Origin of the sequence: Enterobacter sp. CPE_E1241 (genome assembly GCF_045618265.1) — a bacterium.
In the GTDB taxonomy this organism is placed as follows: domain Bacteria; phylum Pseudomonadota; class Gammaproteobacteria; order Enterobacterales; family Enterobacteriaceae; genus Enterobacter; species Enterobacter adelaidei.
In genome coordinates this window covers 1,512,421-1,534,485 of the sequence record NZ_JBIWYV010000001.1, presented here as the reverse complement: position 1 = coordinate 1,534,485, position 22,065 = coordinate 1,512,421, and the positions used below count along the sequence as shown (strand labels likewise).

General features: G+C 53.4%; 21 protein-coding genes and 3 pseudogenes. 13 read left to right on the top strand and 11 right to left on the bottom strand.

The window, feature by feature from the left end:
* Positions 1-4: 4 nt before the first annotated feature.
* The 5 genes from potG to nfsA form a co-directional block, all read right to left on the bottom strand.
* A complete protein-coding gene (potG, locus tag ACJ9Y9_RS07385; protein WP_050482952.1) occupies positions 5-1,138 on the bottom strand; it encodes a putrescine ABC transporter ATP-binding subunit PotG in 1,134 nt (377 codons plus the stop codon).
* 102 nt (positions 1,139-1,240) lie between these two features.
* Positions 1,241-2,353, bottom strand: coding sequence for a spermidine/putrescine ABC transporter substrate-binding protein PotF (gene potF, locus ACJ9Y9_RS07380; protein WP_028019311.1), 1,113 nt, complete (start codon positions 2,351-2,353; stop codon positions 1,241-1,243).
* Positions 2,354-2,704: 351 nt separating this feature from the next.
* The gene (locus ACJ9Y9_RS07375) at positions 2,705-3,181 is read right to left on the bottom strand and encodes a YbjN domain-containing protein (RefSeq protein WP_014169308.1); all 477 of its coding nucleotides are present in this window, start codon (positions 3,179-3,181) and stop codon (positions 2,705-2,707) included.
* A gap of 63 nt (positions 3,182-3,244) precedes the next feature.
* Complete coding sequence (gene rimK / locus ACJ9Y9_RS07370) at positions 3,245-4,147, bottom strand: 30S ribosomal protein S6--L-glutamate ligase (protein WP_028019312.1); 903 nt, start codon at positions 4,145-4,147, stop codon at positions 3,245-3,247.
* A 69-nt stretch (positions 4,148-4,216) separates the two neighbouring features.
* Complete coding sequence (nfsA, locus tag ACJ9Y9_RS07365; protein WP_028019313.1) at positions 4,217-4,939, bottom strand: nitroreductase NfsA; 723 nt, start codon at positions 4,937-4,939, stop codon at positions 4,217-4,219.
* Between the two features lie 184 nt (positions 4,940-5,123).
* On the opposite strand from nfsA, the gene ACJ9Y9_RS07360 reads away from it, so the two are divergent.
* Positions 5,124-5,393, top strand: a complete 270-nt coding sequence (locus ACJ9Y9_RS07360; protein ID WP_014883149.1) for a GrxA family glutaredoxin — start codon at positions 5,124-5,126, stop codon at positions 5,391-5,393.
* A 30-nt stretch (positions 5,394-5,423) separates the two neighbouring features.
* On the opposite strand, the gene ACJ9Y9_RS07355 is transcribed toward ACJ9Y9_RS07360, so the two are convergent.
* Positions 5,424-5,795, bottom strand: coding sequence for an inner membrane protein YbjM (locus tag ACJ9Y9_RS07355; RefSeq protein ID WP_028019314.1), 372 nt, complete (start codon positions 5,793-5,795; stop codon positions 5,424-5,426).
* A 273-nt stretch (positions 5,796-6,068) separates the two neighbouring features.
* Between ACJ9Y9_RS07355 and ACJ9Y9_RS07350 the strand changes: the two genes are divergently transcribed.
* Positions 6,069-7,754 (top strand): aspartate:alanine antiporter, encoded by a 1,686-nt coding sequence (locus tag ACJ9Y9_RS07350; RefSeq protein ID WP_028019315.1) that lies wholly within the window; start codon positions 6,069-6,071, stop codon positions 7,752-7,754.
* Between the two features lie 738 nt (positions 7,755-8,492).
* Here ACJ9Y9_RS07350 and ACJ9Y9_RS07345 read toward each other — a convergent pair.
* A protein-coding gene (locus ACJ9Y9_RS07345) for an IS3 family transposase (protein ID WP_134708787.1) occupies positions 8,493-9,613 on the bottom strand; the annotation gives its coding sequence in 2 pieces (ribosomal slippage) (positions 8,493-9,355 and positions 9,355-9,613; 1,122 coding nt in all).
* A gap of 628 nt (positions 9,614-10,241) precedes the next feature.
* Between ACJ9Y9_RS07345 and ACJ9Y9_RS07340 the strand changes: the two genes are divergently transcribed.
* The 3 genes and pseudogenes from ACJ9Y9_RS07340 to ACJ9Y9_RS07330 all read left to right on the top strand — a co-directional run.
* A complete protein-coding gene (locus tag ACJ9Y9_RS07340; RefSeq protein WP_161788406.1) occupies positions 10,242-10,526 on the top strand; it encodes a winged helix-turn-helix transcriptional regulator in 285 nt (94 codons plus the stop codon).
* Positions 10,514-10,834, top strand: a complete 321-nt coding sequence (locus ACJ9Y9_RS07335; RefSeq protein WP_028019318.1) for a transposase — start codon at positions 10,514-10,516, stop codon at positions 10,832-10,834. Before ACJ9Y9_RS07340 ends, ACJ9Y9_RS07335 begins: the two co-directional genes overlap by 13 nt.
* Before the next feature lie 36 nt (positions 10,835-10,870).
* Positions 10,871-10,978: pseudogene (locus ACJ9Y9_RS07330) on the top strand (transposase domain-containing protein); the annotation flags it as partial.
* Positions 10,979-11,028: 50 nt separating this feature from the next.
* Here the strand turns inward: ACJ9Y9_RS07330 and ACJ9Y9_RS07325 are convergent.
* Together ACJ9Y9_RS07325 and ACJ9Y9_RS07320 are read right to left on the bottom strand one after the other, a co-directional pair.
* A complete protein-coding gene (locus ACJ9Y9_RS07325; RefSeq protein WP_028019319.1) occupies positions 11,029-11,871 on the bottom strand; it encodes a WcbI family polysaccharide biosynthesis putative acetyltransferase in 843 nt (280 codons plus the stop codon).
* 481 nt (positions 11,872-12,352) lie between these two features.
* A pseudogene (locus tag ACJ9Y9_RS07320) lies at positions 12,353-12,801 on the bottom strand (replication endonuclease); the annotation flags it as partial.
* A gap of 237 nt (positions 12,802-13,038) precedes the next feature.
* Here ACJ9Y9_RS07320 and ACJ9Y9_RS07315 point away from each other — a divergent pair.
* From ACJ9Y9_RS07315 to ACJ9Y9_RS07295, 5 genes and pseudogenes are all read left to right on the top strand, one after another.
* The gene (locus ACJ9Y9_RS07315) at positions 13,039-13,794 is read left to right on the top strand and encodes a hypothetical protein (RefSeq protein ID WP_229255563.1); all 756 of its coding nucleotides are present in this window, start codon (positions 13,039-13,041) and stop codon (positions 13,792-13,794) included.
* A gap of 449 nt (positions 13,795-14,243) precedes the next feature.
* A complete protein-coding gene (locus ACJ9Y9_RS07310; protein ID WP_028019323.1) occupies positions 14,244-14,564 on the top strand; it encodes a metalloregulator ArsR/SmtB family transcription factor in 321 nt (106 codons plus the stop codon).
* 40 nt (positions 14,565-14,604) lie between these two features.
* Positions 14,605-15,893: pseudogene (locus ACJ9Y9_RS07305) on the top strand (arsenic transporter).
* Positions 15,894-15,905: 12 nt separating this feature from the next.
* Entirely contained in the window at positions 15,906-16,337 is a 432-nt protein-coding gene (arsC, locus tag ACJ9Y9_RS07300; protein ID WP_028019325.1) for a glutaredoxin-dependent arsenate reductase, read from the top strand.
* A gap of 118 nt (positions 16,338-16,455) precedes the next feature.
* Positions 16,456-17,226 carry an SDR family NAD(P)-dependent oxidoreductase gene (locus ACJ9Y9_RS07295; protein ID WP_028019326.1) on the top strand — a complete coding sequence of 257 codons (771 nt, stop codon included), beginning with the start codon at positions 16,456-16,458 and terminating at the stop codon, positions 17,224-17,226.
* On the opposite strand, the gene ACJ9Y9_RS07290 is transcribed toward ACJ9Y9_RS07295, so the two are convergent.
* The gene (locus ACJ9Y9_RS07290) at positions 17,223-17,774 is read right to left on the bottom strand and encodes a TetR/AcrR family transcriptional regulator (protein ID WP_028019327.1); all 552 of its coding nucleotides are present in this window, start codon (positions 17,772-17,774) and stop codon (positions 17,223-17,225) included. The two genes, ACJ9Y9_RS07295 and ACJ9Y9_RS07290, sit on opposite strands and share 4 nt — an antisense overlap.
* An 81-nt stretch (positions 17,775-17,855) precedes the next feature.
* Between ACJ9Y9_RS07290 and ACJ9Y9_RS07285 the strand changes: the two genes are divergently transcribed.
* Both ACJ9Y9_RS07285 and ACJ9Y9_RS07280 read left to right on the top strand, forming a co-directional pair.
* On the top strand, positions 17,856-19,070 hold the full coding sequence (locus tag ACJ9Y9_RS07285; RefSeq protein ID WP_028019328.1) for an MFS transporter: 1,215 nt from the start codon (positions 17,856-17,858) through the stop codon (positions 19,068-19,070).
* Positions 19,060-19,872: a Cof-type HAD-IIB family hydrolase gene (locus ACJ9Y9_RS07280; protein WP_028019329.1), complete on the top strand. Its 813-nt coding sequence runs from the start codon at positions 19,060-19,062 to the stop codon at positions 19,870-19,872. Before ACJ9Y9_RS07285 ends, ACJ9Y9_RS07280 begins: the two co-directional genes overlap by 11 nt.
* 60 nt (positions 19,873-19,932) lie before the next feature.
* Here ACJ9Y9_RS07280 and ACJ9Y9_RS07275 read toward each other — a convergent pair whose 3' ends face one another.
* The gene (locus ACJ9Y9_RS07275; RefSeq protein ID WP_028019330.1) at positions 19,933-21,165 is read right to left on the bottom strand and encodes an MFS transporter; all 1,233 of its coding nucleotides are present in this window, start codon (positions 21,163-21,165) and stop codon (positions 19,933-19,935) included.
* A gap of 168 nt (positions 21,166-21,333) precedes the next feature.
* On the opposite strand from ACJ9Y9_RS07275, the gene ACJ9Y9_RS07270 reads away from it, so the two are divergent.
* Positions 21,334-22,062 (top strand): phosphatase PAP2 family protein, encoded by a 729-nt coding sequence (locus ACJ9Y9_RS07270; protein ID WP_028019331.1) that lies wholly within the window; start codon positions 21,334-21,336, stop codon positions 22,060-22,062.
* The last annotated feature ends 3 nt before the right edge of the window (positions 22,063-22,065 follow it).

Below are 22,065 nucleotides of genomic sequence, written 5' to 3'. Positions count from 1 at the left end.
CTCCTTATACCGTCAGCACAACGCAACTGTCAGCATCCCAGCACAGGCGCACTTCGTCACCCCAGGTCGGCTGCCCCTTGCGATAGCGATGTTCGTTCTGCAACTGAGCGCTGAGCATCTGTCCGCTTTTCAGACGCACATGGTAGATGGAAAGATCGCCAAGGTAAGCAATATGCACCACTTCACCGACGGCAAAGTTATAGCCATCCGCAGGCGGATCCTCACAGAGCATGATTTTCTCCGGGCGCAGCGCGACGTAAACCGGCACGTTATCCACCACCGAGTTATCCGGATCGACCTTAAGCGGGTGTTGCAGCCCCGGTGACTCAATGACCAGGCCATCTTCCTGGCGGTCTTTCAGCAGCCCTTCGAAGACGTTGACCGAGCCAATGAACTCCGCGCTGTAGCGGGTAGTCGGGTGCTCATAAATCTCTTCCGGTTCGCCAATCTGCACGAACTTCCCACGGTTCATGATGGCGATACGCCCGGCCATGGTCATTGCCTCTTCCTGGTCGTGGGTCACCATCACGCAGGTCACCCCCACACGTTCGAGGATATCCACCACTTCGAGCTGCATACGGTCGCGCAGTTTTTTATCCAGCGCCCCCATCGGCTCGTCGAGCAGCAACAGTTTTGGACGTTTTGCCAGACTGCGGGCCAGGGCGACACGCTGACGCTGACCGCCAGAGAGCTGGTGCGGTTTACGCTTCGCGAACTCCTGCATGTGAACCAGGCTCAGCATCTCGGCCACACGAGCGGTAATTTCGGCTTTCGGCAGTTTGTCCTGCTTCAGACCAAAGGCGATGTTCTGCTCCACCGTCATGTGCGGAAACAGCGCGTAGGACTGGAACATCATGTTAATCGGGCGCTGATACGGCGGCACGCTGGAGAGATCCACGCCATCCAGCACAATCTGCCCGGCAGTGGGCTGTTCAAAACCGGCCAGCATACGCAGCAGGGTCGACTTACCGCAGCCTGATGCTCCCAGGAGGGCAAAAATTTCACCTTTGTAGATCGTCAAATTGACGTCGTCCACGGCATGCTGGCCATCGAAAGATTTGGTGAGGTTACGAATTTCAAGAAGCGGGGTCAGCGCTTTACGGACTTTCGCCTGCGGGCGGGGGATCGCGTCATTCACGGGGTGCTCTCCGGCAGAAATCAAATCATGGTGCAGGCGCACCATAACGGTGCGCCTGTTGCCGGGGGCGCTGTGCTTGCCCGGCCTACAACTCACGGGTAATTACTTACCGCTTTTCACCTTGGTCCACGCACGGGTACGTACGCGGTCAATTTTTGGATCCTGAACTTTCAGGGTAAACAGCTTGGCGAACACATCCGCAGGCGGATAGATAGCCGGGTTATTGCGGATCTCTTCACTGACCAGCGGCACGGAAGCCTTGTTACCGTTCGCGTAGTAGACGTGGTCACTGATATGGGCGATGACGTCAGGACGCATCAGGTAATTGAGGAACTGATAGGCTTCATCTTTGTTTTTCGCATCTGCAGGCATCGCGAAGACGTCAAAGAACGCCAGCGCCCCCTCTTTCGGAATGAAATAGGAAACGTTCACGCCGTTTTTCGCTTCTTTCGCGCGGTTCGCCGCCTGCCACACATCGCCCGCCCAGCCAATCGCGACGCAGATGTCGCCGTTTGCCAGGTCGTTGATGTACTGGGACGAGTGGAAGTAGCGAATGTTTGGACGCAGCTTCAGGAGCAGGTCGGTCGCCGGGCCGGTGTAGTCGTCAGCCTTGTTGCTATTCGGATCTTTGCCCAGATAGTTCAGCACGGTGGCGAAAATCTCTTCCGGCGCATCGAGGAAGGAGACGCCGCAGCTTTTCAGCTTCTCAAGGTTTTCCGGCTTCAGCACCACGTCCCAGCTGTCCAGCTTGACGTCCGGCCCCAGCACCGCTTTGACTTTATCGACGTTGTAGCCGATACCGGTAGTCGCCCACAGATAAGGCATGGCGTATTTATTATCAGGGTCGTGCTTCGCAACCAGCTTAAGCACGTCCGGGTCAAGGTTTTTCCAGTTTGGTAACTTGCTCTTATCCAGCGGCTGGAAAACGCCTGCGGTAAGTTGTCGCTCCAGGAAGCTTGCGGAAGGCACCACGAGATCAAACCCGGTACTGCCCGCCATCAATTTTCCTTCCAGCACTTCGTTGGAATCGAAAACGTCGTAGACCACTTTAATGCCGGTCTCTTTTTCAAAATTGGCGACCGTGTCCGGCGCAATATAATCAGACCAGTTGTAAACGTGCAGCGTTTTTTGTTCCGCAGCGAGCGTGCCGGCAGAGACGGCCATCAGAGCACCCGCAACCAGACCCGATAACCATTTTTTATTCAAGGCGATCATATCTTTATTCCTTCTGAAAGCTCGTTAACAAACGAACTAAAACTGTGCAATCTGAAGATATGCAATAATCATGCATAGTTTGTCGCTCTGCGCGAAATAAAAAGAAACCTCTTTACCCGGCAGTATCCGCTCGCTTTTTTAAGCATCGCAAGAATAACTGTAGCCCGTGTCTCCGGCTATAGCCCAGACGAAAAAACGCCTTTTATCAATTTTTTATGCAGGTTATGTCTACGTGATAAGCCGAAACAGCCTTCCGGGAGGTGAATAATTCTTTAAAGAAAGGTTAAAAGCAGCAGAAAAAATGGTCTTCTGCAGCCGCTATGGCAGCGACTGCGCAAAAGTCAGACAGGCTTAGTGAAGAAAATTGGGAGATGCATCATTATTCTCTGCATCATCTTCCGCGCTATACAGCAGATGATGCGCGTTGGCTTCCATCATGACCATCGAAATTTGCTCTTCACTCAAGCGCATAAACCAGGAGAACTGCTTGAACGACAGCCCGGCACCGGAGAATAAAGACTGGCAAACGACCAGTTTTGGCAGATTATCATCCTGTATGTCGAGAAATGCTTTCACCGTCAAAGAACTGGCGTTGATCGCTGACAGGTCGGAGGCCAGCGCCAGCAGCGCAGACGGCTTCACTTCGGCCAGCGCGGAGAAAAGGATCACGTCGTTAATGAGATCGATTTTGGCATCAAAAATGCCATCGAAATTCTGCATATGAGGCAGATGCAGCGCCTGGCAGGAATCGCATTCGAAGAACGTAATTCCGGCATCATCAAGCCATTGACGTAACGTATCCAGTGTTGGAACGACCTGTAAATCCATCGCTGTGCAGCCTCTTTAATAAAAACTTCGCATAGATTACGCAAAAAGTGGGTTCAATTCCATTTAACCGCCCGTTTTCAGACAGTAGCCGGGCGTCGCATGACGCTCGATCCATGCGATCATTTTACCCGCAATATCGACCCCTGTGGTTTTTTCCACACCTTCCAGCCCCGGCGAGGCATTCACTTCCATGACCAGCGGTCCACGCGTTGCCCGCAGAAGGTCTACGCCTGCCACGTCCAGCCCCAGCGTTTGCGCGGCTTTCACCGCAATTTCCCGCTCACGCTCGCTGATATCCGCCACCCGCGCAACGCCGCCACGGTGCAGGTTGGAGCGGAAGTCGCCCTCTTTTGCCTGGCGCTCTATGGCCGCTACCACCTCGTTCCCCACCACGAAGCAACGAATGTCGCGCCCTTTGGCCTCTTCGATGTACTCCTGCACCAGGATGTGGGCATTCAGCCCCCGGAAAGCATCAATGACGCTTTCTGCCGCCTGGCGTGTTTCCGCCAGCACCACACCAATGCCCTGCGTGCCTTCCACCAGCTTGATGACCAGCGGCGCACCGCCCACCATATCGATGAGATCGCTGGTGTCGTCCGGTGAGTGGGCAATCCCCGTAACGGGGAGATCGATCCCCTGCCGGGCGAGCAGCTGTAACGAGCGCAGCTTATCGCGGGCGCGGGAAATGGCGACGGATTCATTGAGCGGATAGCTGCCCAGCATCTCGAACTGGCGCAGCGCGGCGGTGCCGTAATAGGTTATCTGGGAGCCGATGCGGGGGATCACCGCATCAAAATGCGGCAGCTTGCGGCCTTTGTAGTGAATCGACGAGGCGGCCGGATCAATGTTCATATAGCAGGACATTGGGTCGAGGATCTCAACCTGATGTCCGCGTTTCGCCGCCGCTTCTCGCAGACGTTTACATGAATAGAGCGTTCCATCCCGGGACAAAATGGCAATTTTCACCCTGCACCTCTCTAAAGACATGGAAAAAGCCTGCATATCATATACGCAGGCAGGCGCAGGAGGAATGGACTATCGCGTCGCCCAGCCCTGTTTATGCAGATAATCGAGAATAAACGGGCGGTTTTCTTTAATGATGGTGCGACGAATATGGTCACTCCAGGTATCGCGGCGGTTATTGCTGCCGCGCGTCATATAGTAGTTCGCCAGTTCTTCATCGTATTGCGCCAGGACATCCTGATCGACAGGTTGATAGTGATTTTCATGCACCAGCATGGCGGCAGGAATACGCGGCTTCAGATCCGGGTTATCCGCTGGCCATCCGAGGCACAGGCCAAACAGCGGCAGAACGTGTTTTGGCAGCTTCAGCAGTTCGGTGACGCTTTCGATGTTATTACGCAGGCCGCCGATGTAGACACCGCCTAACCCCAGCGATTCCGCCGCCGTAAAAGCGTTTTGCGCCATCAGCGCGGTATCCACCACGCCCAGCAGCAGCTGTTCTGCCAGCCCCAGCTCGGCCTCAGGGCAGATCTGCAGGTGACGGTTAAAGTCGGCGCAGAACACCCAGAACTCCGCCGCCTGGGCCACATGCTTCTGTCCGCCCGTAAGCGTGACCAGTTGTTCCCGCATGGCCGGATCGGTAATGCGGATAATAGAGCTGCACTGCAGGAAGCTGGAGCTGGAGGTCGCCCTTGCGCTGTTAATAATGGCTTCGCGCTGCGCCTCGGTAATCGGCTCATCGGTAAAATGGCGAATGGAACGGTGGGATGTGAGCAGGTCTATGGTTGGCGTCATTTTGTCTCTCTTTGTCTTGCTTAATTCGCATGGCAGCCAGTATAGGCAATGATTGTCACAGTGTAATTGGCGAAACATAGCCTGACTGTATCAAAGCGACAGGCGAAACCTTCTTTAATGGCGGCAGGTTATCGGGCACTATATATGTTATTCGCCGTCAGGCTTGTTTTTTGAGGAGAGAGAAATGTTTGCAGTAATTTTTGGTCGTCCAGGGTGCCCTTACTGTGTGCGCGCGAAAGAGCTGGCTGAGAAACTGACCGCAGAGCGCGATGATTTCAACTTCCGCTACGTTGATATTCACGCGGAAGGCATCACGAAAGCCGATCTGGAAAAAACCGTCGGTAAGCCGGTTGAAACCGTCCCGCAGATCTTCCTCGATCAGAAACACATCGGCGGTTGCACAGATTTTGAAGCTTACGCCAAAGAGCATCTTGGCCTGTTTGCTGAGCAGTAATACCTGAACGCCCTCACCTTGAGGGCGTTTTTATTTGGTGTGCCGCCGGTGTATCAGACTGCGCACAAACAGATAGCACAACGCGCCAAGGGCGCACCAGAACACACCGCTCAGCAACCACGCCAGCTCCTGCCAGAAACTTCTCACGGGAACAAACAGCAAGCGCATCAGCAGCAGACACAGCGGTGCTGCAAGCATTGCACCCAATAGCGGTTTCACCACCTCCCCTTTACGGGAGAGAAAGCTGGCGGCCGCGCCCGGCAGAGTGAAAAAGAGTAAACCCAGCTCCGGATGACCCGACGCCCTGAATGCCCCTTTCACATTAAAAGCAAGCGACATGCACACGACCGTGAACAGCAAAAAGCAGCTGATCACCCCCGCCCAGTTTCGTTTAATGTTCAAACAATCCTCCTGACTTATCTCTATCAAATACACATTCGTCGGGTAGACGCCCAGTCAGATAAAGCAATGCGGCAATCCTTGCCAAAGTACGCACAGGGTGATGCGATAATCAGTAGCTGTCAGTAGCTAATACGATTAAACTACACGCCAGCTAATGTTTTAGGGAATAAAGCAGGAAACAGGGAGCGTTAACGCCTTTCCCTGACCCAGAAAACAGTAGCCCAAAAAGCCCTTTCATTCAACAACTTACTGGTAAACAAGAAGTTAGCCTCCGTGAATATAAACGTCGCAGACTTGTTAAATGGGAATTACATCCTGTTATTATTTGTTGTACTCGCGCTGGGCCTTTGCCTGGGTAAATTGCGCCTGGGGTCGGTTCAACTTGGTAATTCCATTGGCGTTTTAGTCGTATCATTAATATTAGGTCAGCAGCATTTCAGCATTAACACGGACGCGCTCAACTTAGGTTTTATGCTGTTTATTTTTTGTGTTGGTGTGGAAGCGGGTCCCAACTTTTTTTCAATTTTCTTCCGCGACGGCAAAAATTATCTGATGCTGGCGCTGGTCATGGTCGGCAGTGCACTGCTGATCGCGTTAGGGCTGGGTAAACTGTTTGGCTGGGATATCGGGTTAACGGCCGGTATGCTGGCAGGTTCGATGACCTCTACGCCAGTGCTTGTCGGTGCAGGTGATACCCTGCGCCATTCCGGCATGGCTGGAGCACAACTCTCTACCGCCCTCGACCACCTGAGCCTGGGCTATGCCCTGACTTATCTGATCGGTCTTGTGAGCCTGATTGTGGGCGCGCGCTACCTGCCGAAACTGCAACACCAGGATCTACAGACCAGCGCCCAGCAAATCGCCCGCGAGCGCGGCCTGGATACCGATTCCAAACGTAAAGTCTATCTCCCGGTGATCCGTGCCTACCGCGTCGGGCCAGAACTTGTGGCATGGGCAGACGGGAAAAACCTGCGCGAGCTGGGCATTTACCGCCAGACCGGTTGCTACATCGAACGCATTCGACGTAACGGCATTCTGGCGAACCCGGACGGCGATGCGGTGCTGCAGATGGGCGACGATATCGCACTGGTGGGTTACCCGGATGCTCACGCCCGTCTTGACCCAAGCTTCCGTAACGGCAAAGAGGTATTCGACCGCGATCTGCTCGACATGCGTATCGTCACCGAAGAGATTGTGGTGAAAAACCATAACGCCGTCGGCCGTCGTCTGGCGCAGCTTAAGCTGACCGACCACGGTTGCTTCCTCAACCGCGTGATCCGCAGCCAGATTGAGATGCCTATCGACGACAACGTCGTACTCAATAAAGGTGATGTTCTGCAGGTCAGCGGCGACGCCCGCCGCGTGAAAACCGTTGCTGACCGCATCGGCTTTATCTCCATTCACAGCCAGGTCACCGACCTGCTGGCCTTTTGCGCCTTCTTTATCGTTGGCCTGATGATCGGGATGATCACCTTCCAGTTCAGCAACTTTAGCTTCGGCATCGGTAACGCCGCCGGTTTGCTGTTCGCCGGGATCATGCTGGGCTTCCTGCGAGCGAACCATCCGACCTTCGGCTACATTCCGCAGGGCGCGCTGAATATGGTGAAAGAGTTCGGCCTGATGGTCTTTATGGCGGGTGTCGGCTTAAGCGCGGGTAGCGGCATTGGCCACAGTCTGGGTGCCGTCGGCTGGCAAATGTTGGTTTCCGGGCTGATCGTCAGCCTGGTGCCGGTTGTCATCTGTTTCCTGTTCGGTGCCTACGTGCTGCGCATGAACCGTGCCCTGCTCTTCGGAGCCATGATGGGTGCCCGTACCTGTGCGCCAGCCATGGAAATTATCAGTGACACCGCGCGCAGCAACATCCCGGCGCTGGGCTATGCGGGCACTTACGCTATCGCTAACGTACTGCTGACGCTGGCAGGTACGCTGATCATTATCATCTGGCCTGGACTCGGATAACTCTCAAGTTTGCGCATAAAGAAAAAATTTTCGTTATGCGCAGAACTTTTTGATCAGGGGGCAGTCATAACTAGTGCCACTGCTTTTCTTTGATGTCCCCAATTTGTGGAGCCCATCAACCCCGCCGTTTTGGTTCAAGGTTGATGGGTTTTTTGTTGCCTAAAATAAGATACCTTTGAAATCAGGTGGTTAGAGTGATACTTAGATGTCAGTGGCGACAAAATGGCGGCAAAGAACGCAAGTGTATATCCCTGATTTAGTATCGAGCATTGTTGTATCGGGAAAAATTCGCACTATTGGCCATACTGAAGCCATCAAAATCTGGAAAAAGTGTTAGTAAGCGAATATCAAAGGTTTTCTCAAGCATTTTCAAAAATTGTCTTTTTTTCTTGGTGTTATCCCAAATGCTATGAACGCACCACTCTCCTTGCTTAGAGCTAAGCTTCCCATTCGATCATGACTAACGACGCTATATAGAAACTGTGCAGATTGCGCTGCAATTCTCTTTGTTACTACAGGTGGTTGCCAGATTGTTGGAAAGATATCGTGCTCTATTTTCTCCCCTGGTGGAAAAACGTCGTTGTAAGCACTATTTTCCGAGTTGCCTTCAAGACCAAGAATTGCCCCTTCGTTTACACCAAACAAAAGACCAGTTACATCTGGTTTTGACCCGCTCTGTCATTGGCTTTGCGGGTTTTTCTTTTCCAGCTGACCTGCCCCCAGGATTAGATACAACCTTCAGTTAGTAATGTCGGTTGGTTTTTCTTCATATTTCCTGTTTCGCCAGTCCGTTGCGAATTCAGCTGGTGTCTGGTAATCCAGCGATGAATGGGGACGGCACTCGTTATAATCCTGCCGCCAGTCATTAATCGTTTTCCGGGCATGAAGAATATCGCTGAACCAGTGTTCATTCAGACACTCATCGCGAAAGCGTCCGTTAAAACTCTCAATAAATCCGTTCTGCGTTGGCTTACCTGGCTGGATAAGCCGTAGTTCCACACCATGCTCAAAGGCCCATTGATCGAGCGCGCGGCAGGCAAATTCCGGGCCCTGATCGGTTCTTATTGTCGCCGGATAGCCCCTAAACAGCGCGATGCTGTCCAGAATACGCGTGACCTGAACGCCTGAAATACCGAAAGCAGCGGTGATTGTCAGACACTCCTTCGTGAAATCATCCACACAGGTCAGGCACTTGATCCTCCGACCGTTGGCCAGTGCGTCCATAACGAAATCCATCGACCATGTCAGGTTCGGCGCATCCGGGCGCAGAAGCGGAAACCGTTCGGTTGCCAGCCCTTTACGGCGTCGTCTGCGTTTTACGCTCAGTCCATTAAGGTGGTAAATACGGTATACCCGCTTGTGATTGACGTGAAGGCCCTCCCGACGCAGCAGCTGCCAGATGCGGCGGTAGCCAAAACGCCTGCGCTCCAGTGCCAGCTCAGTGATGCGCCCTGATAAATGCGCATCAGCTGCCGGACGCTGAGCCTCGTAGCGGCAGGTCGACAGGGACAAACCTGTAAGCCTGCAGGCACGACGTTGCGACAGACCGGTCGCATCACACATAAACTCAACGGCTTCCCGCTTCTGGTCTGTCGTCAGTACTTTCGCCCCAGAGCCACCTGAAGTGCCTCCTTATCCAGCATGGCTTCGGCAAGTAGCTTCTTGAGGCGGGCGTTCTCCTCTTCAAGAGATTTAAGCCGCTTCACCTCAGGAACTTCCATGCCACCAAACTTCTTGCGCCAGGTGTAGAAAGTGGCATCGGAAATGGCGTGCTTACGGCAGAGCTCACGGGCAGAAACTCCGGCTTCCGCTTCGCGAAGAATACTGATGATCTGTTCGTCGGAAAAACGCTTCTTCATGGGGATGTCCTCATGTGGCTTATGAAGACATTACTAACATCGGGGTGTATTAATCAACGGGGAGCAGGTCACAGCCACATTACTGGACTTAGGAACTGTCCATTGACATAAAAATAAATTTACTCAATATTATCAATTAATTATAAAAAGCACTTAGATCGTTTTTGATCCATAAAATTGAAAAACACTGAAATTCCTTTCAATCTTTTCAGTTTGTGGTTTCCGCAAAGTCGCTAGTGCTGGCACTGCCCGGCGCGGTGGTTTGTAGAAAAATAAAACTGAAAAATTTTTATGATCCAAAAACCGCAGGCGGGTGCGGTGTAGTGCGATTTTTGTCTGCGAAAGAATTTTTTTGCCATGCTGTGACGCTCTCCGCGCCGCGCAGTAGGCACGATCTATTTCGGTTGATGCGTAGAGACTCCTAAGAGGATGGAGGCGGCAGAATGCCACTGGTGGCGTATGGTGCAGCCACGAAAAATTTATTAGTCGGGCATGAAACCCGGCATGGTACAGAGGGCAAAAAAAAACCGCATTTCGCTGGTTATGTTCGTAAGCGTCTCGTTCACACCGTCTTCCATTTCTGGCCGTGTTTCCTACCACGGACACTTTCGCGAACATGGACACTACCGTGGACAGAAACACGCCTTACACCAGTAGACCCTGGATCACTACTGCACTCAGCCTGCGGTTTAACGACGCCCTGACTTACCGGGAAATCGCTGAGCAACTGAACATCAGCACTTCCGCCACGCATAAAATGTTCAAACGTTTTCGCCGCACGGGTATCAACTGGCCATTGCCGGAGGATTACACGCCTGAGCGCCTCGAAGAGGAGCTTTACGCCTTCAACCTGAAGTCAAAAAACGCCGTCCGGACTGGCCGCTGGAGTTCAAAATCCGCATGGCGGAGCTGAGTCTGCAGCCGGGGGCCTGCGTGGCAGAGCTGGCGCGGGAAAATGGCGTTAACGATAACCTGGTGTTTAACTGGCGGAACCTGCATCGCCAGGGACTACTGGACCCTGCCAGCAGAGCCACTCTTATTCCGGTCACTGTGGAGCCGCTTCCGCCGCCATCCAGACACAACGGGGCCGCTTCATCAGACCAACCACCGGTCATCAGTTGTAAGCTAATACTGCCGGGCGGCAGCCTCAGCCTGACGGGACCACTGACGCCGGAGCTGCTGCACGTACTGGTCAGCCAACTCAGGGAGGGTGAGGCATGATTAACTTTCCGGCTGGCTCGCACATCTGGCTGGGGCGTTGAACCCGAGGCGTGGCTGCGTTACGTCATACGTCATATCCAGGACTGGCCGGTGAACCAGGTCAGCGACCTGCTGCCCTGGAAAGCCGACCTCGCATCTGCATAATCATCTATACGGTCTGTATATGAAGCTTAAGGATATAAATGAGAATGGAGTCATATATTAGTGAAGCCATCTTTGAGGGATTGATAATACGCTGATTTCAATAAATTACGTGTGAGATCGTTCTTTTCTTGGCTTTCAAAAAAAACATAATTAATTTTAGCAGCAAGAGTAAGGCCACTTTGACGCATCATAAAATAAGATGTATCTCCTGAACCCAGAGTCGGTGCGATGTAGTTGAGTAACATGTCGTTACCCTGCAGAGAAAATTTTTCAGTAATATTATAGGTTTTACGATATATGGCACTGAGCAGTACCGCAAGATTTTCGTTATTAGGATGACTTATAGTTGAATAACTTCCCGTATTTTCACTCAGGCTGCGAAAATAATCACTAGAATAATCAAAATACACTTTTCCCTGCTTGAAAAGATTTTTATATTTTTTGGCATCGTTTTCAAGCATAGACAGTTGCTTCTTTTCAGAGAACTCTGCCTGATGGTAGCGTTTGACAGCATGGGTGACATCGTTACCGCTCAGATAAAGATGCAGAAAACGGTAATCTACATAAACCATCATGTCGGGCAAAGGTAAATCATAATACCCTAGCTGGGAGCATGAAACTCTGGACTCCAGAGTAGGCAAGACAGTCAGATCAAAATATTTACGGAGCGTTTCCGTGGAAAACCCTCTCCATCTTTCAGAATGGTACTGCATAAAAATCGCATCACACTGCTCAATTTCATGATAAAAATTTACCAAGTCTCTCTTTTCATCAAGCTTGTAGATAGGAGTATTGTATACGTAAGTAAACTTATTTTCATGAAGAGCGGCATGATTTTTTATCAAATCACCTAAAACTTCTAACTGACAGTTTCCAATTAAGGCTAGTTTCATGAACCTGTTCCTTCCAGTTTGCCGGTAAGCCAATGGTATGCCTCAGGCAGTCGAGTCAATGGCGAAAAAAAAGCGCCTGTTAAGCTTTATTCGTACCGATTGGCAACCAGGGCCTGACAGATTTTCTAATCTTGCAATGTCAAGACGGTCACTATGTAACGCTTACGTTATGTTCTGGGTAGCTTTACTGGCCAATAACTGGGGGGTATTTTCCGTTAAGCGTTTCCGCTTTCGTTCCGGTATTCCCGATGGCTCCCGCGTTGTTTGATGCTCCTGTATTGCTGTGCGTGTGGCTTGCCGTTTGCTCTGCCAGCTCTTTCACCACGTCCAGCGTGTCCAGCGTCAGCTGTGCCACGTTGATGGTGCCAGAACCAATCCACACCACCGGGGCGATTATCTGCTGCTGAACGGCCGCCACGCGGTTATTGACTGCCTGGCTGTAATCACCCGTGCATACCTGCTGAATGGCTCCGGCCATCAACGTGGATGACCCTTTAGCGGGATCGATAGGCTCAACATGAAAACGCGCCATAGGCGCGTTGGGGGTTTGAAGTTCTTCTGAATCGGCAATCCTGGCGTGATAGCAAAGGATATCGCGCACCGCCTCAACGTCATGCGGCCGTATAAACCGCAGCATGTGCCAGTGCGGTGTCCCGTCATGGTGTGACTCCACCACGCGAAAACCAAAAACATGAAAACCGGCACGGGAGATCGCTGCGCGTACTTTTGCCCAGACGTTGCATAAATAACGCTGCGTGTCCCGTGGGCTGAATCCGTTCCACTGAGACACAAAGCCGCCCTTACTGTGTACAGCGTTATAACGTGAAGGCGCAGTGATTGTGTAAAATTCGCCTGCCAGCCCTGTTCATTGGCGATATCTTCAAACCCACGCATACGTACCATCAGTTCGCAGCGACGAATGGCCGGGTTTTGGAATGCGTCACTCTAAATTGAACTCATCTATTCTCACTTTAAACTCCCGATAAATCATATTTAGGTTAAAAAATATCAAGTCATTATCCTAAAAATCCCTTGTTTTTCATAAACATGATCTTTTTAGAACTTCCATACAAGCTACGAGAATAATCTGGAGCGGAAAGAAACCTACTATGGAGGGGATAGGGATGCGATTTTCAAGCCCATTAACGGCAATGCCGGTCTTAGGGAATGCAGCAAAAGATCGCTCAATTGAGCTTAAGCGCGAGGCCAGTAGGCATGTACCATTCTGAAGAGATCATCCGCCAGCTTCAGAGCCAAAAAATACTGGCCATGAAGCTGGACCAGGCGGTACGCGCGGTAGGTGAAGAGGTAAAGAGCCACCTGAGTAATATCGGGGCCGGTGCCCAACGCCTGCTGTACTACACTTCCTGCTTTACTGATGAATATTACGATGTATGCACCAGACAAAACCTGGAGGACGCTCGCTTTCGAAAGGGCATATTCCACCTCGTTTCTCGCTGGAACATCGTCTTTGACCTAATCAACACGTACGTTGAGGAGCTGGTTAAGAATTATTCACCGAAAGAATTATCAGCGATAAAGCATGCTCTAATGCGCGCTAACGTTCACATATCCACTAGCACGCTAACCTCGTATTCATTCTCTGCAGGCGTCGCATCGACTATTTGCCTCTATGTGACCCTACCACCTTCAGGGTTAAATGTCGTTTCAGGATTAACGGGCGCAGCTATTGGCGGGTTGGGGATATATGGGATTGTGCAAAAGACAGCTGACAGTGCTCACCGCTTGCAAGTGATGCATCCCACCTACTATCAAGCGTTGTACCTGCGAGAACTGGAAATGATGTATTTCCTGGTGGAACCTGCGTTTATGCGAGCGGGCGTACTAACCCAGCAATGGACTGACAGTCAAAGCCCTTATGATGCTGCTGACACGATCCTGAAGCTCATGGGCAGGCACTAATGGGCTTTCTAAGACGCTGGTTCAAATCTCAGGCCCAGTTTTTCTTCTGGACCTATATACCCATCATCCTCACGTTCATTTTTGGCTATGCCCTTGACGTTTATTTCCCTGAGGTTAGCCAGGGATTCATCCTCCTGTTTTACCTGGTCACACTGGGGCTGGCTTACTGGATATGGCATTGAGGACCATAAAATCTACCGTGACACCTGGAACGATCGCTGTTGCGCCTGAGCACAGAAGAGGAAAGTGAGCAGATAAAAAGGAACCGTTCCAGGGAACGGTTTCTTTCCCATGACTATTAGGGGTGGTCGGACAAGCCATAAAGACTATTTTGATCTTCTACAAGCCCCCCGGATTTTTTTCTATCCTTTCTGCTTTTCCCTCTTCTCTCTCCAGCCACAGACATATATGATTTAATGAATATAACAAAAGACATTCAGGATGACCGAATGCTCCACCCTCTCCAACTCTTCAAAACCCTCTCCGATGAAACACGGCTCTCCATCATCATGCTGCTCCGCGAAGCGGGCGAGCTGTGCGTCTGCGATCTCTGCTCCGCGACCACCGAGTCGCAGCCGAAAGTCTCCCGCCATATGGCGCTGCTCCGCGAGTCCGGGCTGGTTATCGATCGCCGGGAAGGCAAATGGATCCATTACCGTTTATCTCCCCACATGCCTGCATGGGCGGCAACCATTATTGACAACAGCTGGAACTGCCTGCGGGAAGAGACGCGTGAAAAGCTGAAAAACAGCCTTCCGGGTTCGTGCTAATCAATACACATTCACAAAAACAGATATAATGGAGTAAGCAATGTTTCTGGCAGGGGCAATTTTTCTGTTTACGCTGGTACTGGTTATCTGGCAGCCAAGGGGGCTGAGTATCGGCTGGAGCGCGACCATTGGTGCCGTGCTGGCGCTGCTCAGCGGTGTGATCCACGTCAGCGATATTCCGGTGGTCTGGAATATTGTCTGGAATGCGACGGCCACGTTTATCGCCGTCATTATCATCAGCCTGCTGCTGGATGAGTCTGGCTTTTTCGAATGGGCTGCGCTGCACGTCGCCCGCTGGGGGAATGGCCGGGGTAGATTGCTGTTTACGTATATCGTGCTGCTGGGCGCGGCGGTGGCGGCGCTCTTTGCCAATGACGGTGCGGCGCTGATCCTGACACCTATCGTGATTGCGATGCTGCTGGCGCTGGGGTTCAGCAAGCAGGCGACGCTGGCATTTGTGATGGCGGCAGGGTTTATCGCCGATACCGCCAGCCTGCCGCTGATTGTCTCTAACCTGGTCAACATTGTGTCAGCCGATTTCTTCACGCTGGGGTTCAGCGAATATGCCTCGGTGATGATCCCGGTTGATATCGCCGCGATTGCCGCCACGCTGGTGATGCTGCATCTGTTCTTTCGCAAGGAAATTCCGCCGAAATATGACCTGTCGAAGCTTCGTGAGCCGGCACGCGCTATTACCGATCTCCCGACGTTCAGAACGGGCTGGATCGTCCTGCTCCTTCTTCTGGTCGGCTTCTTTGTGCTCGAACCTCTCGGCATTCCGGTCAGTGCCATCGCCGCAGCTGGCGCGCTGATTTTATTTGCCGTCGCCAACGCGGACATGCGATTAATACCGGAAAAGTGCTACGTGGCGCACCGTGGCAGATCGTTATCTTCTCCCTGGGGATGTATCTGGTGGTGTACGGCCTGCGCAATGCCGGGCTGACGGACTATCTCACAGGTGTACTGAATAGCCTGGCCGGTCACGGGCTGTGGGCCACCACGCTGGGAACCGGGTTCATCACTGCGTTCCTGTCATCCATAATGAACAATATGCCCACGGTGCTGATTGGCGCGCTCTCCATTGATGGCAGTACGGCAACAGGATTGATTAAGGACGCGATGATTTACGCCAACGTGATTGGTTGCGATCTGGGGCCGAAAATCACACCTATCGGCAGCCTGGCGACCCTGCTCTGGCTTCATGTACTGGCGCAGAAAAACATGACGATTACCTGGGGCTACTATTTCCGGACGGGCATCATTATGACGCTGCCGGTCCTGTTTGTGACGCTCGCCGCACTGGCGCTACGTCTCTCCTTCACACTGTAATGAGCCACTGATATGACCCACATAACCATTTACCACAACCCCGCCTGCGGTACCTCGCGCAACACGCTGGAGATGATCCGCAACAGCGGCACGGAGCCAGAGATTATCCTCTATCTGGAAACCCCACCGTCCCGCGAGAAGTTGACCACCCTGATTGCCGATATGGGGATTTCTGTACGGGATCTGCTGCGTAAAAACGTGGAGCCCTATGAACAGCTCAGCCTGGCCGAAGATAAATTCACCGACGAACAGCTGCTCGACTTCATGCTGCAATACCCGATCCTGATTAACCGTCCGATCGTCGTGACGCCGCTGGGCACTCGCCTGTGCCGCCCTTCAGAAGTCGTCCTCGACATCCTGCCTGACGCGCAAAAAGGGGCATTTACGAAAGAGGATGGTGAAGCCGTCGTTGATGCCAGCGGGAAAAAAATCTCACAAAAGTAACCCATTGATAATGGCGCAGTAAGGCTTGCATGCGGCATACCCCACCTACCGGCTGAGTTGCATCAGCCGAAACCCGGCACATACTTTTGAGGGTTAAGTCTGGTGAGGGTATGCGGATATGGGCTTTAAAAACAAAATCGCGGTCATCTTCGGCGGCAGTGGCGCCATCGGCAGCGCTGTGGCACATGCTCTGGCGCGTGAGGGGGCTGAAGTGCACCTCGCTGCACGCACCTCTACCAGGCTGGAACACGTTGCCAACAGCATTCGCAACGCAGGCGGGTCTGCCAGCACATTTATTTTCGATGCGCTGGATGAGTTCGCGCAGCTTCCTGAGTTTGCCCACATTGATATTGTCGTCAACGCCACGGGCTTTATGCACGATCAGGGAAAACGCCTTGACGCATTAGCCCTTAGCGAATTCAGGCAGGGTTTTGATCCCTTCCTGACCGCGTACTTTAACATCGTCAAAGCTGTTTCACCCCGCATGGGCGGCGAACATGGCGGAACCCTGATTACCGTCGTCGCGCCCGCCGCGAATATGGCGATCTCCGGGCACCTGGGACATATCGTTGGCTGCGCGGGAACAGAAGCGTTTACCCGGGCGCTTGCCGCAGAACTGGGCGTTAAAAATATTCGCGTCGTGTGCGTGCGTTCGCACGCGATTGCCGACGCGGTGCAGGCAGGTTCGTATGTCGGTGCCATTTTCGCCGCTAAGGCGCAGGAGATGGGAATTACGGTCGAGCAGTTTCTCGGTGGTGCCGCGCAAAGTACCCTGACACATCACCTGCCCACGCTGGCACAGGTAGCAGACACGATTACGTTTCTGGCCTCAGATGCGGCAAGCGCCATCACGGGAACTACCGTCAATATGACCGCGGGCGCAACCTAGCAGCCGCCCTCGCCCGCAATTCTGCCCACCATAACCCGGATCTCCTCCCGGGTTAATGGTGTCCGGTCGGTGACATAGTGCAGCGTCATCCCTTCGATAAACGCATCCAGCGCACGGGTGGTAACCGGGTCAAACCACTGCTCCAGCGTGGTCTGGCTCATCTTCATCCAGTCCTGCATCACCGTTTTGAGCGCCGCGCTGCGGTGCATAAAGGCGTAGAGCTGATACATCAGCGCCATGTTGTGCGGCGTCGTCACCTGCGAGCTGTGGATCAGCGTGGTAATGGATTCACACGCCATTTCGGGCCCGGTGACGCCCGCGAAGAAATCCCGGTACTGTTGCGACATCTGCCGGGTAAACCACGTGAAAGCTTCCTCCAGCAGCGGCTCCATACCGTCGAAATAGTAGGTCATCGAACCTAGCGGCACACCTGCACAGGTGGCGATTTTACGGTGCGTGACGGCGTGAATCCCGTGTTCGGCAATGGTATCGAGCGTTGCCTTCAGGATCTTCTCCCGTCGATGCGGATCGTTCGGTGGTCTGCTCATAAATTCCTCACGTGGTTTGTGTACAAATGTACACAAATTTGCTAGTGTTGTCGCTATTGTTGTACTTCTGGTGCTACCCCAATGACGCTGACCTCTCCCCGTAAAGCCCTGCAGCTACGCCTGTGGGCGCTGTTTATGTTCTTCTTCATTCCCGGCCTGCTGATGGCCTCCTGGGCCACGCGTACTCCCGCCATTCGCGATATTTTGTCCGTTTCTACGGCCGAGATGGGTATTGTGCTGTTCGGTCTGTCGATAGGCTCTATGAGCGGCATTCTTTGCTCGGCGTGGCTGGTGAAGCGCTTTGGTACACGGGCGGTGATCCGCACCACCATGTGCTTTGCCGTGTTCGGGATGGGGGTACTGAGCGTTGCGCTATGGTTTGCCTCACCGGTTCTGTTTGCCCTGGGGCTGACAATATTTGGCGGCAGCTTCGGCTCGGCGGAAGTGGCGATAAACGTTGAAGGGGCGGCGGTCGAGCGCGAGATGAACAAAACCGTGCTGCCAATGATGCACGGTTTTTACAGCCTCGGTACGCTGGCCGGTGCGGGCGTGGGGATGGCGCTGACGGCCTTTGGCGTCACTGCGAATCTGCATATCCTGCTGGCAGCACTGGTTTGTATCATTCCGATTTTGACCGGCATCCGGGCAATCCCTGACGGCACAGGTAAGAACTCCTCGGATGAACAACATTCTGCGGAAAAAGGGCTACCTTTCTACCGCGATATTCAACTGATGCTGATCGGCGTGGTGGTGCTGGCGATGGCTTTCGCGGAAGGTTCCGCCAACGACTGGCTGCCGCTGCTGATGGTGGACGGCCACGGCTTTAGCCCGACCTCCGGCTCGCTGATCTACGCCGGGTTTACGCTGGGGATGACCGTAGGGCGCTTTACCGGCGGCTGGTTTATCGATCGCTACAGCCGCGTGGCGGTGGTGCGCGCCAGTGCTCTGCTCGGAGGGCTGGGAATTGCGATGATCATCTTTGTGGATGTGGACTGGATTGCCGGCGTGTCGGTCATCCTCTGGGGGCTGGGTGCATCACTCGGCTTCCCGCTGACCATTTCGGCCGCCAGCGATACCGGCCCGGATGCCCCAACGCGCGTCAGCGTCGTGGCGACCACGGGCTACCTCGCTTTCCTGGTCGGGCCGCCGCTGCTCGGTTTCCTCGGCGAGCACTACGGGCTGCGCAGCGCCATGCTGGTGGTGTTAGGGCTGGTCATCATCGCAGCGCTGGTGGCGCGCGCGGTGGCAAAGCCGGAAACGAATCAAACGACACTGGAGAAGGGATATGAGCGTTAAACTGATCGCCGTCGACATGGATGGTACTTTTCTGAGCGATGCCAAGACCTATAATCGCCCGCGTTTTCTGGCCCAGTACGCGCGCATGAAGGCGCAAGGCATTCGCTTCGCCGTCGCCAGCGGCAACCAGTACTACCAGCTGATCTCCTTTTTTCCGGAGATCGCGCATGAAATTGCATTTGTCGCCGAAAACGGCGGCTGGGTCGTGAGTGAAGGTGAAGATATCTTTAACGGTGAACTGTCGAAAGCCCATTTTGAGACCGTCGCGAGCGTCTTAAACGACGTTCCGGGCATTGAGATTATTGCCTGCGGGAAAAGCAGCGCGTATACGCTGAAATGCTATGACGAGGGCTTTAAGGAGATCGCGGCGAAGTACTATCACCGTCTCGAAATGGTGAGTGATTTCGACAACCTGAACGATATTTTCTTCAAGTTTGGGCTTAACGTGTCTGACGATGAAATCCCGCGTATTCAGGCGCTACTGCATGAAAAACTGTGTGACATCATGGTGCCCGTCACGACCGGGCACGGCAGCATAGACCTGATCATCCCAGGCGTACATAAAGCCAACGGCCTGCGGATACTGCAAAAACGCTGGGGCATAGACGATAGCGAAGTGGTGGCCTTCGGCGACAGCGGCAACGACGTGGAGATGTTGCGCCAGTCCGGGTTCAGCTTTGCGATGGCGAATGCCGGACCGCATATTAAAGCGGTGGCGCGCTTTGAAGCGCCGCATAATAACGAGGAAGGGGTTTTAAACGTGATTGAGAAGGTGTTGAACGGGGAGGCACCGTTTAATTGACCGCGTGCGGTCTGGTGCCCTCACCCTGCCCCTCTCCCACGGGGAGAGGGAATAAACAGGTTAAGGTTGCAGGGCGTTTCCGACGCGTTTGTCTTTCAGGAACACCACCATCAGTCCAACCCATAGCACGCCGTTGGCGAAGTTAAACAGGCTGAACAGTCCGTTGCCGCCCATCGCGTAAGCATGCTTGCTCACTTCGATACCGACGGTAAAAATCAGCATCTGCAACATCCCCATCGCCGCGGACACCGTACCTTTACTCATCTCGCTGGCAAACAGCGTCAGGCGTACCAGCCCGGCATTCGCCACACCAATCCCGAACGCATAAATGCTTAACCCTGCGGTCATCCACAGATACGCATGTGATGACACCACGGTGGCGACCGCCGCGACAATCAGCCCCGCAGCAATCGGCCAGCCGCCCATAATAATCAGCGAACGCACGGTGCGGCGTGACGTCAGACGTGCCAGCACCAGGTTACCTATTATCAACGCGCCGAAAATCGGCACCTGCAGCAGGCCATACTCGTAGCTGCTGAGCTTTTCACCGCTGATGATAATGACCGGAGACTGCGCAATCCACGCCAGCAGCGGCAGACTGACGAACCCCGTCGCCAGCGCCCCCGCGACAAATCGTCCATTCTTCAGGACTTCTTTGTAATCCCGGCCCAGCTCTTTGAGCGAAAGTTTCTCGCCGATGCGGGTGGCGGTTTCCGGCATCGCACGGTGCAGGCCAAAGAATGAAATGGCGGCGAGAACCGCAAAGAGCACAAACATCCCTTCCCATGGCGCAACGTGCACCCACGCGGCCCCCACCAGCGGGCCGAGCAACGGGGCGATCAGCGCCACGTTCGCCATCAGGGCGGTAATTTTGATACACACCGCCTCTTCAAACGACTCCTGAATGGCGGCATACCCCACGGCGCCGATAAAGCACAGGCTCACCCCCTGCAGGAAACGCAGCAGGGTAAATTGTTCAATATTTTGCGCCAGCAGCGTGGCGAGACAGGTGACGATAAACCACACCACACCCGTCAGCATCACCGGACGACGGCCAATACGATCCGACAGCGGGCCTAACAGCCACTGTAAAAACATGCCGCCGGCCAGATAGGCGGTCATGGAGGTCGGCACCCACTCAATTCCCGCGTTGTACTGTTCCACAACGGCCAGCATACCGGGCTGGATCATATCGTTGCCGATATAGGTAGAGAATTCGTAGAGCACCAGACACAGAGGAAAAAGCAACGCCTGACGACCCAGACGCGCTCCAGAAGAAGAACGGTTTAACATGCAATCTCTTTTTAATGACAAAATCGCGACGAGTGTAATGAAATGCCCCAGCCCGAGATAGTGATTTATCGAGGATAAACAGAAATAAGGCACATATCGTCTTCGTTTAAGGTTTCCTTAAGTTGACAGATTTATGATAGCCCCATTATTCGTCAACGACCCCAGATTATGGCACTCACTTCCAGCCGTTCAGAATTATCTAACTTACAGACAAATAAGACAAAACAACTTTACCGCTTACCGGCCCGCTTTTATGGTTACCAGCTTCTGGTCCTGATAGCCCTTGCCGTGCTGTTTACGTGGTTATCCCGCGATGAAACGCTCGACAAATGGGTGACCGGCTTTTGGTACGACGCGGCGACACAGAGTTTCCCGCTGCAGAAAGACCATCTGCTGGATCTGCTGAACCACCGCATGGCGAAGTATATCGCCATCGCCTTAGGTGCCGTGGCGTTGTTTTACGGCGCTTACAAGCGTAACGCAAGACTGGTTACGGCTGCGTTGTTGATGGGACTTGGCGCGCTGGTGGTTGGCGTACTGAAAAGCGTAAGCCATCACAGCTGCCCGTGGGATCTGGTGGAATATGGCGGTAAGGCTATTTCTTATCCCCTGTTCAGTTCCGTCCCTGCAGACAGCGGTCCCGGGCGTTGTTTCCCCGGCGGTCACGCGTCCAGTGGCTTTATGGTCATGGGCCTGTTTTTTGCCTTCTGGCGCGAGCGTCCACGTCTGGCATGGTCCTTTGTCGTACTTGGCGTGGTGTTAGGCCTGGTGATGGGTTATGGCCAGGTGATGCGAGGCGCACATTTCTTATCTCACAACCTGTGGGCTGGGTGGTGGGTTTGGTTTTCCCAGGTGGTGGTCTATGGCCTTGTTTCCACCCGGTTTGCTAAAGAGTAACGA

What these genes read in the sequence shown, in the direction of transcription:
- potF (WP_028019311.1), bottom strand. Translation starts at nt 2,353, where the DNA reads ATGATCGCCTTGAATAAAAAATGGTTATCGGGTCTGGTTGCGGGTGCT.
- ACJ9Y9_RS07375 (WP_014169308.1), bottom strand. Translation starts at nt 3,181, where the DNA reads ATGGATTTACAGGTCGTTCCAACACTGGATACGTTACGTCAATGGCTT.
- nfsA (WP_028019313.1), bottom strand. Translation starts at nt 4,939, where the DNA reads ATGACGCCAACCATAGACCTGCTCACATCCCACCGTTCCATTCGCCAT.
- ACJ9Y9_RS07360 (WP_014883149.1), top strand. Translation starts at nt 5,124, where the DNA reads ATGTTTGCAGTAATTTTTGGTCGTCCAGGGTGCCCTTACTGTGTGCGC.
- ACJ9Y9_RS07335 (WP_028019318.1), top strand. Translation starts at nt 10,514, where the DNA reads ATGGCGGAGCTGAGTCTGCAGCCGGGGGCCTGCGTGGCAGAGCTGGCG.
- ACJ9Y9_RS07325 (WP_028019319.1), bottom strand. Translation starts at nt 11,871, where the DNA reads ATGAAACTAGCCTTAATTGGAAACTGTCAGTTAGAAGTTTTAGGTGAT.
- ACJ9Y9_RS07315 (WP_229255563.1), top strand. Translation starts at nt 13,039, where the DNA reads ATGCAGCAAAAGATCGCTCAATTGAGCTTAAGCGCGAGGCCAGTAGGC.
- ACJ9Y9_RS07310 (WP_028019323.1), top strand. Translation starts at nt 14,244, where the DNA reads ATGCTCCACCCTCTCCAACTCTTCAAAACCCTCTCCGATGAAACACGG.
- arsC (WP_028019325.1), top strand. Translation starts at nt 15,906, where the DNA reads ATGACCCACATAACCATTTACCACAACCCCGCCTGCGGTACCTCGCGC.
- ACJ9Y9_RS07295 (WP_028019326.1), top strand. Translation starts at nt 16,456, where the DNA reads ATGGGCTTTAAAAACAAAATCGCGGTCATCTTCGGCGGCAGTGGCGCC.
- ACJ9Y9_RS07290 (WP_028019327.1), bottom strand. Translation starts at nt 17,774, where the DNA reads ATGAGCAGACCACCGAACGATCCGCATCGACGGGAGAAGATCCTGAAG.
- ACJ9Y9_RS07285 (WP_028019328.1), top strand. Translation starts at nt 17,856, where the DNA reads ATGACGCTGACCTCTCCCCGTAAAGCCCTGCAGCTACGCCTGTGGGCG.
- ACJ9Y9_RS07280 (WP_028019329.1), top strand. Translation starts at nt 19,060, where the DNA reads ATGAGCGTTAAACTGATCGCCGTCGACATGGATGGTACTTTTCTGAGC.
- ACJ9Y9_RS07275 (WP_028019330.1), bottom strand. Translation starts at nt 21,165, where the DNA reads ATGTTAAACCGTTCTTCTTCTGGAGCGCGTCTGGGTCGTCAGGCGTTG.
- ACJ9Y9_RS07270 (WP_028019331.1), top strand. Translation starts at nt 21,334, where the DNA reads ATGGCACTCACTTCCAGCCGTTCAGAATTATCTAACTTACAGACAAAT.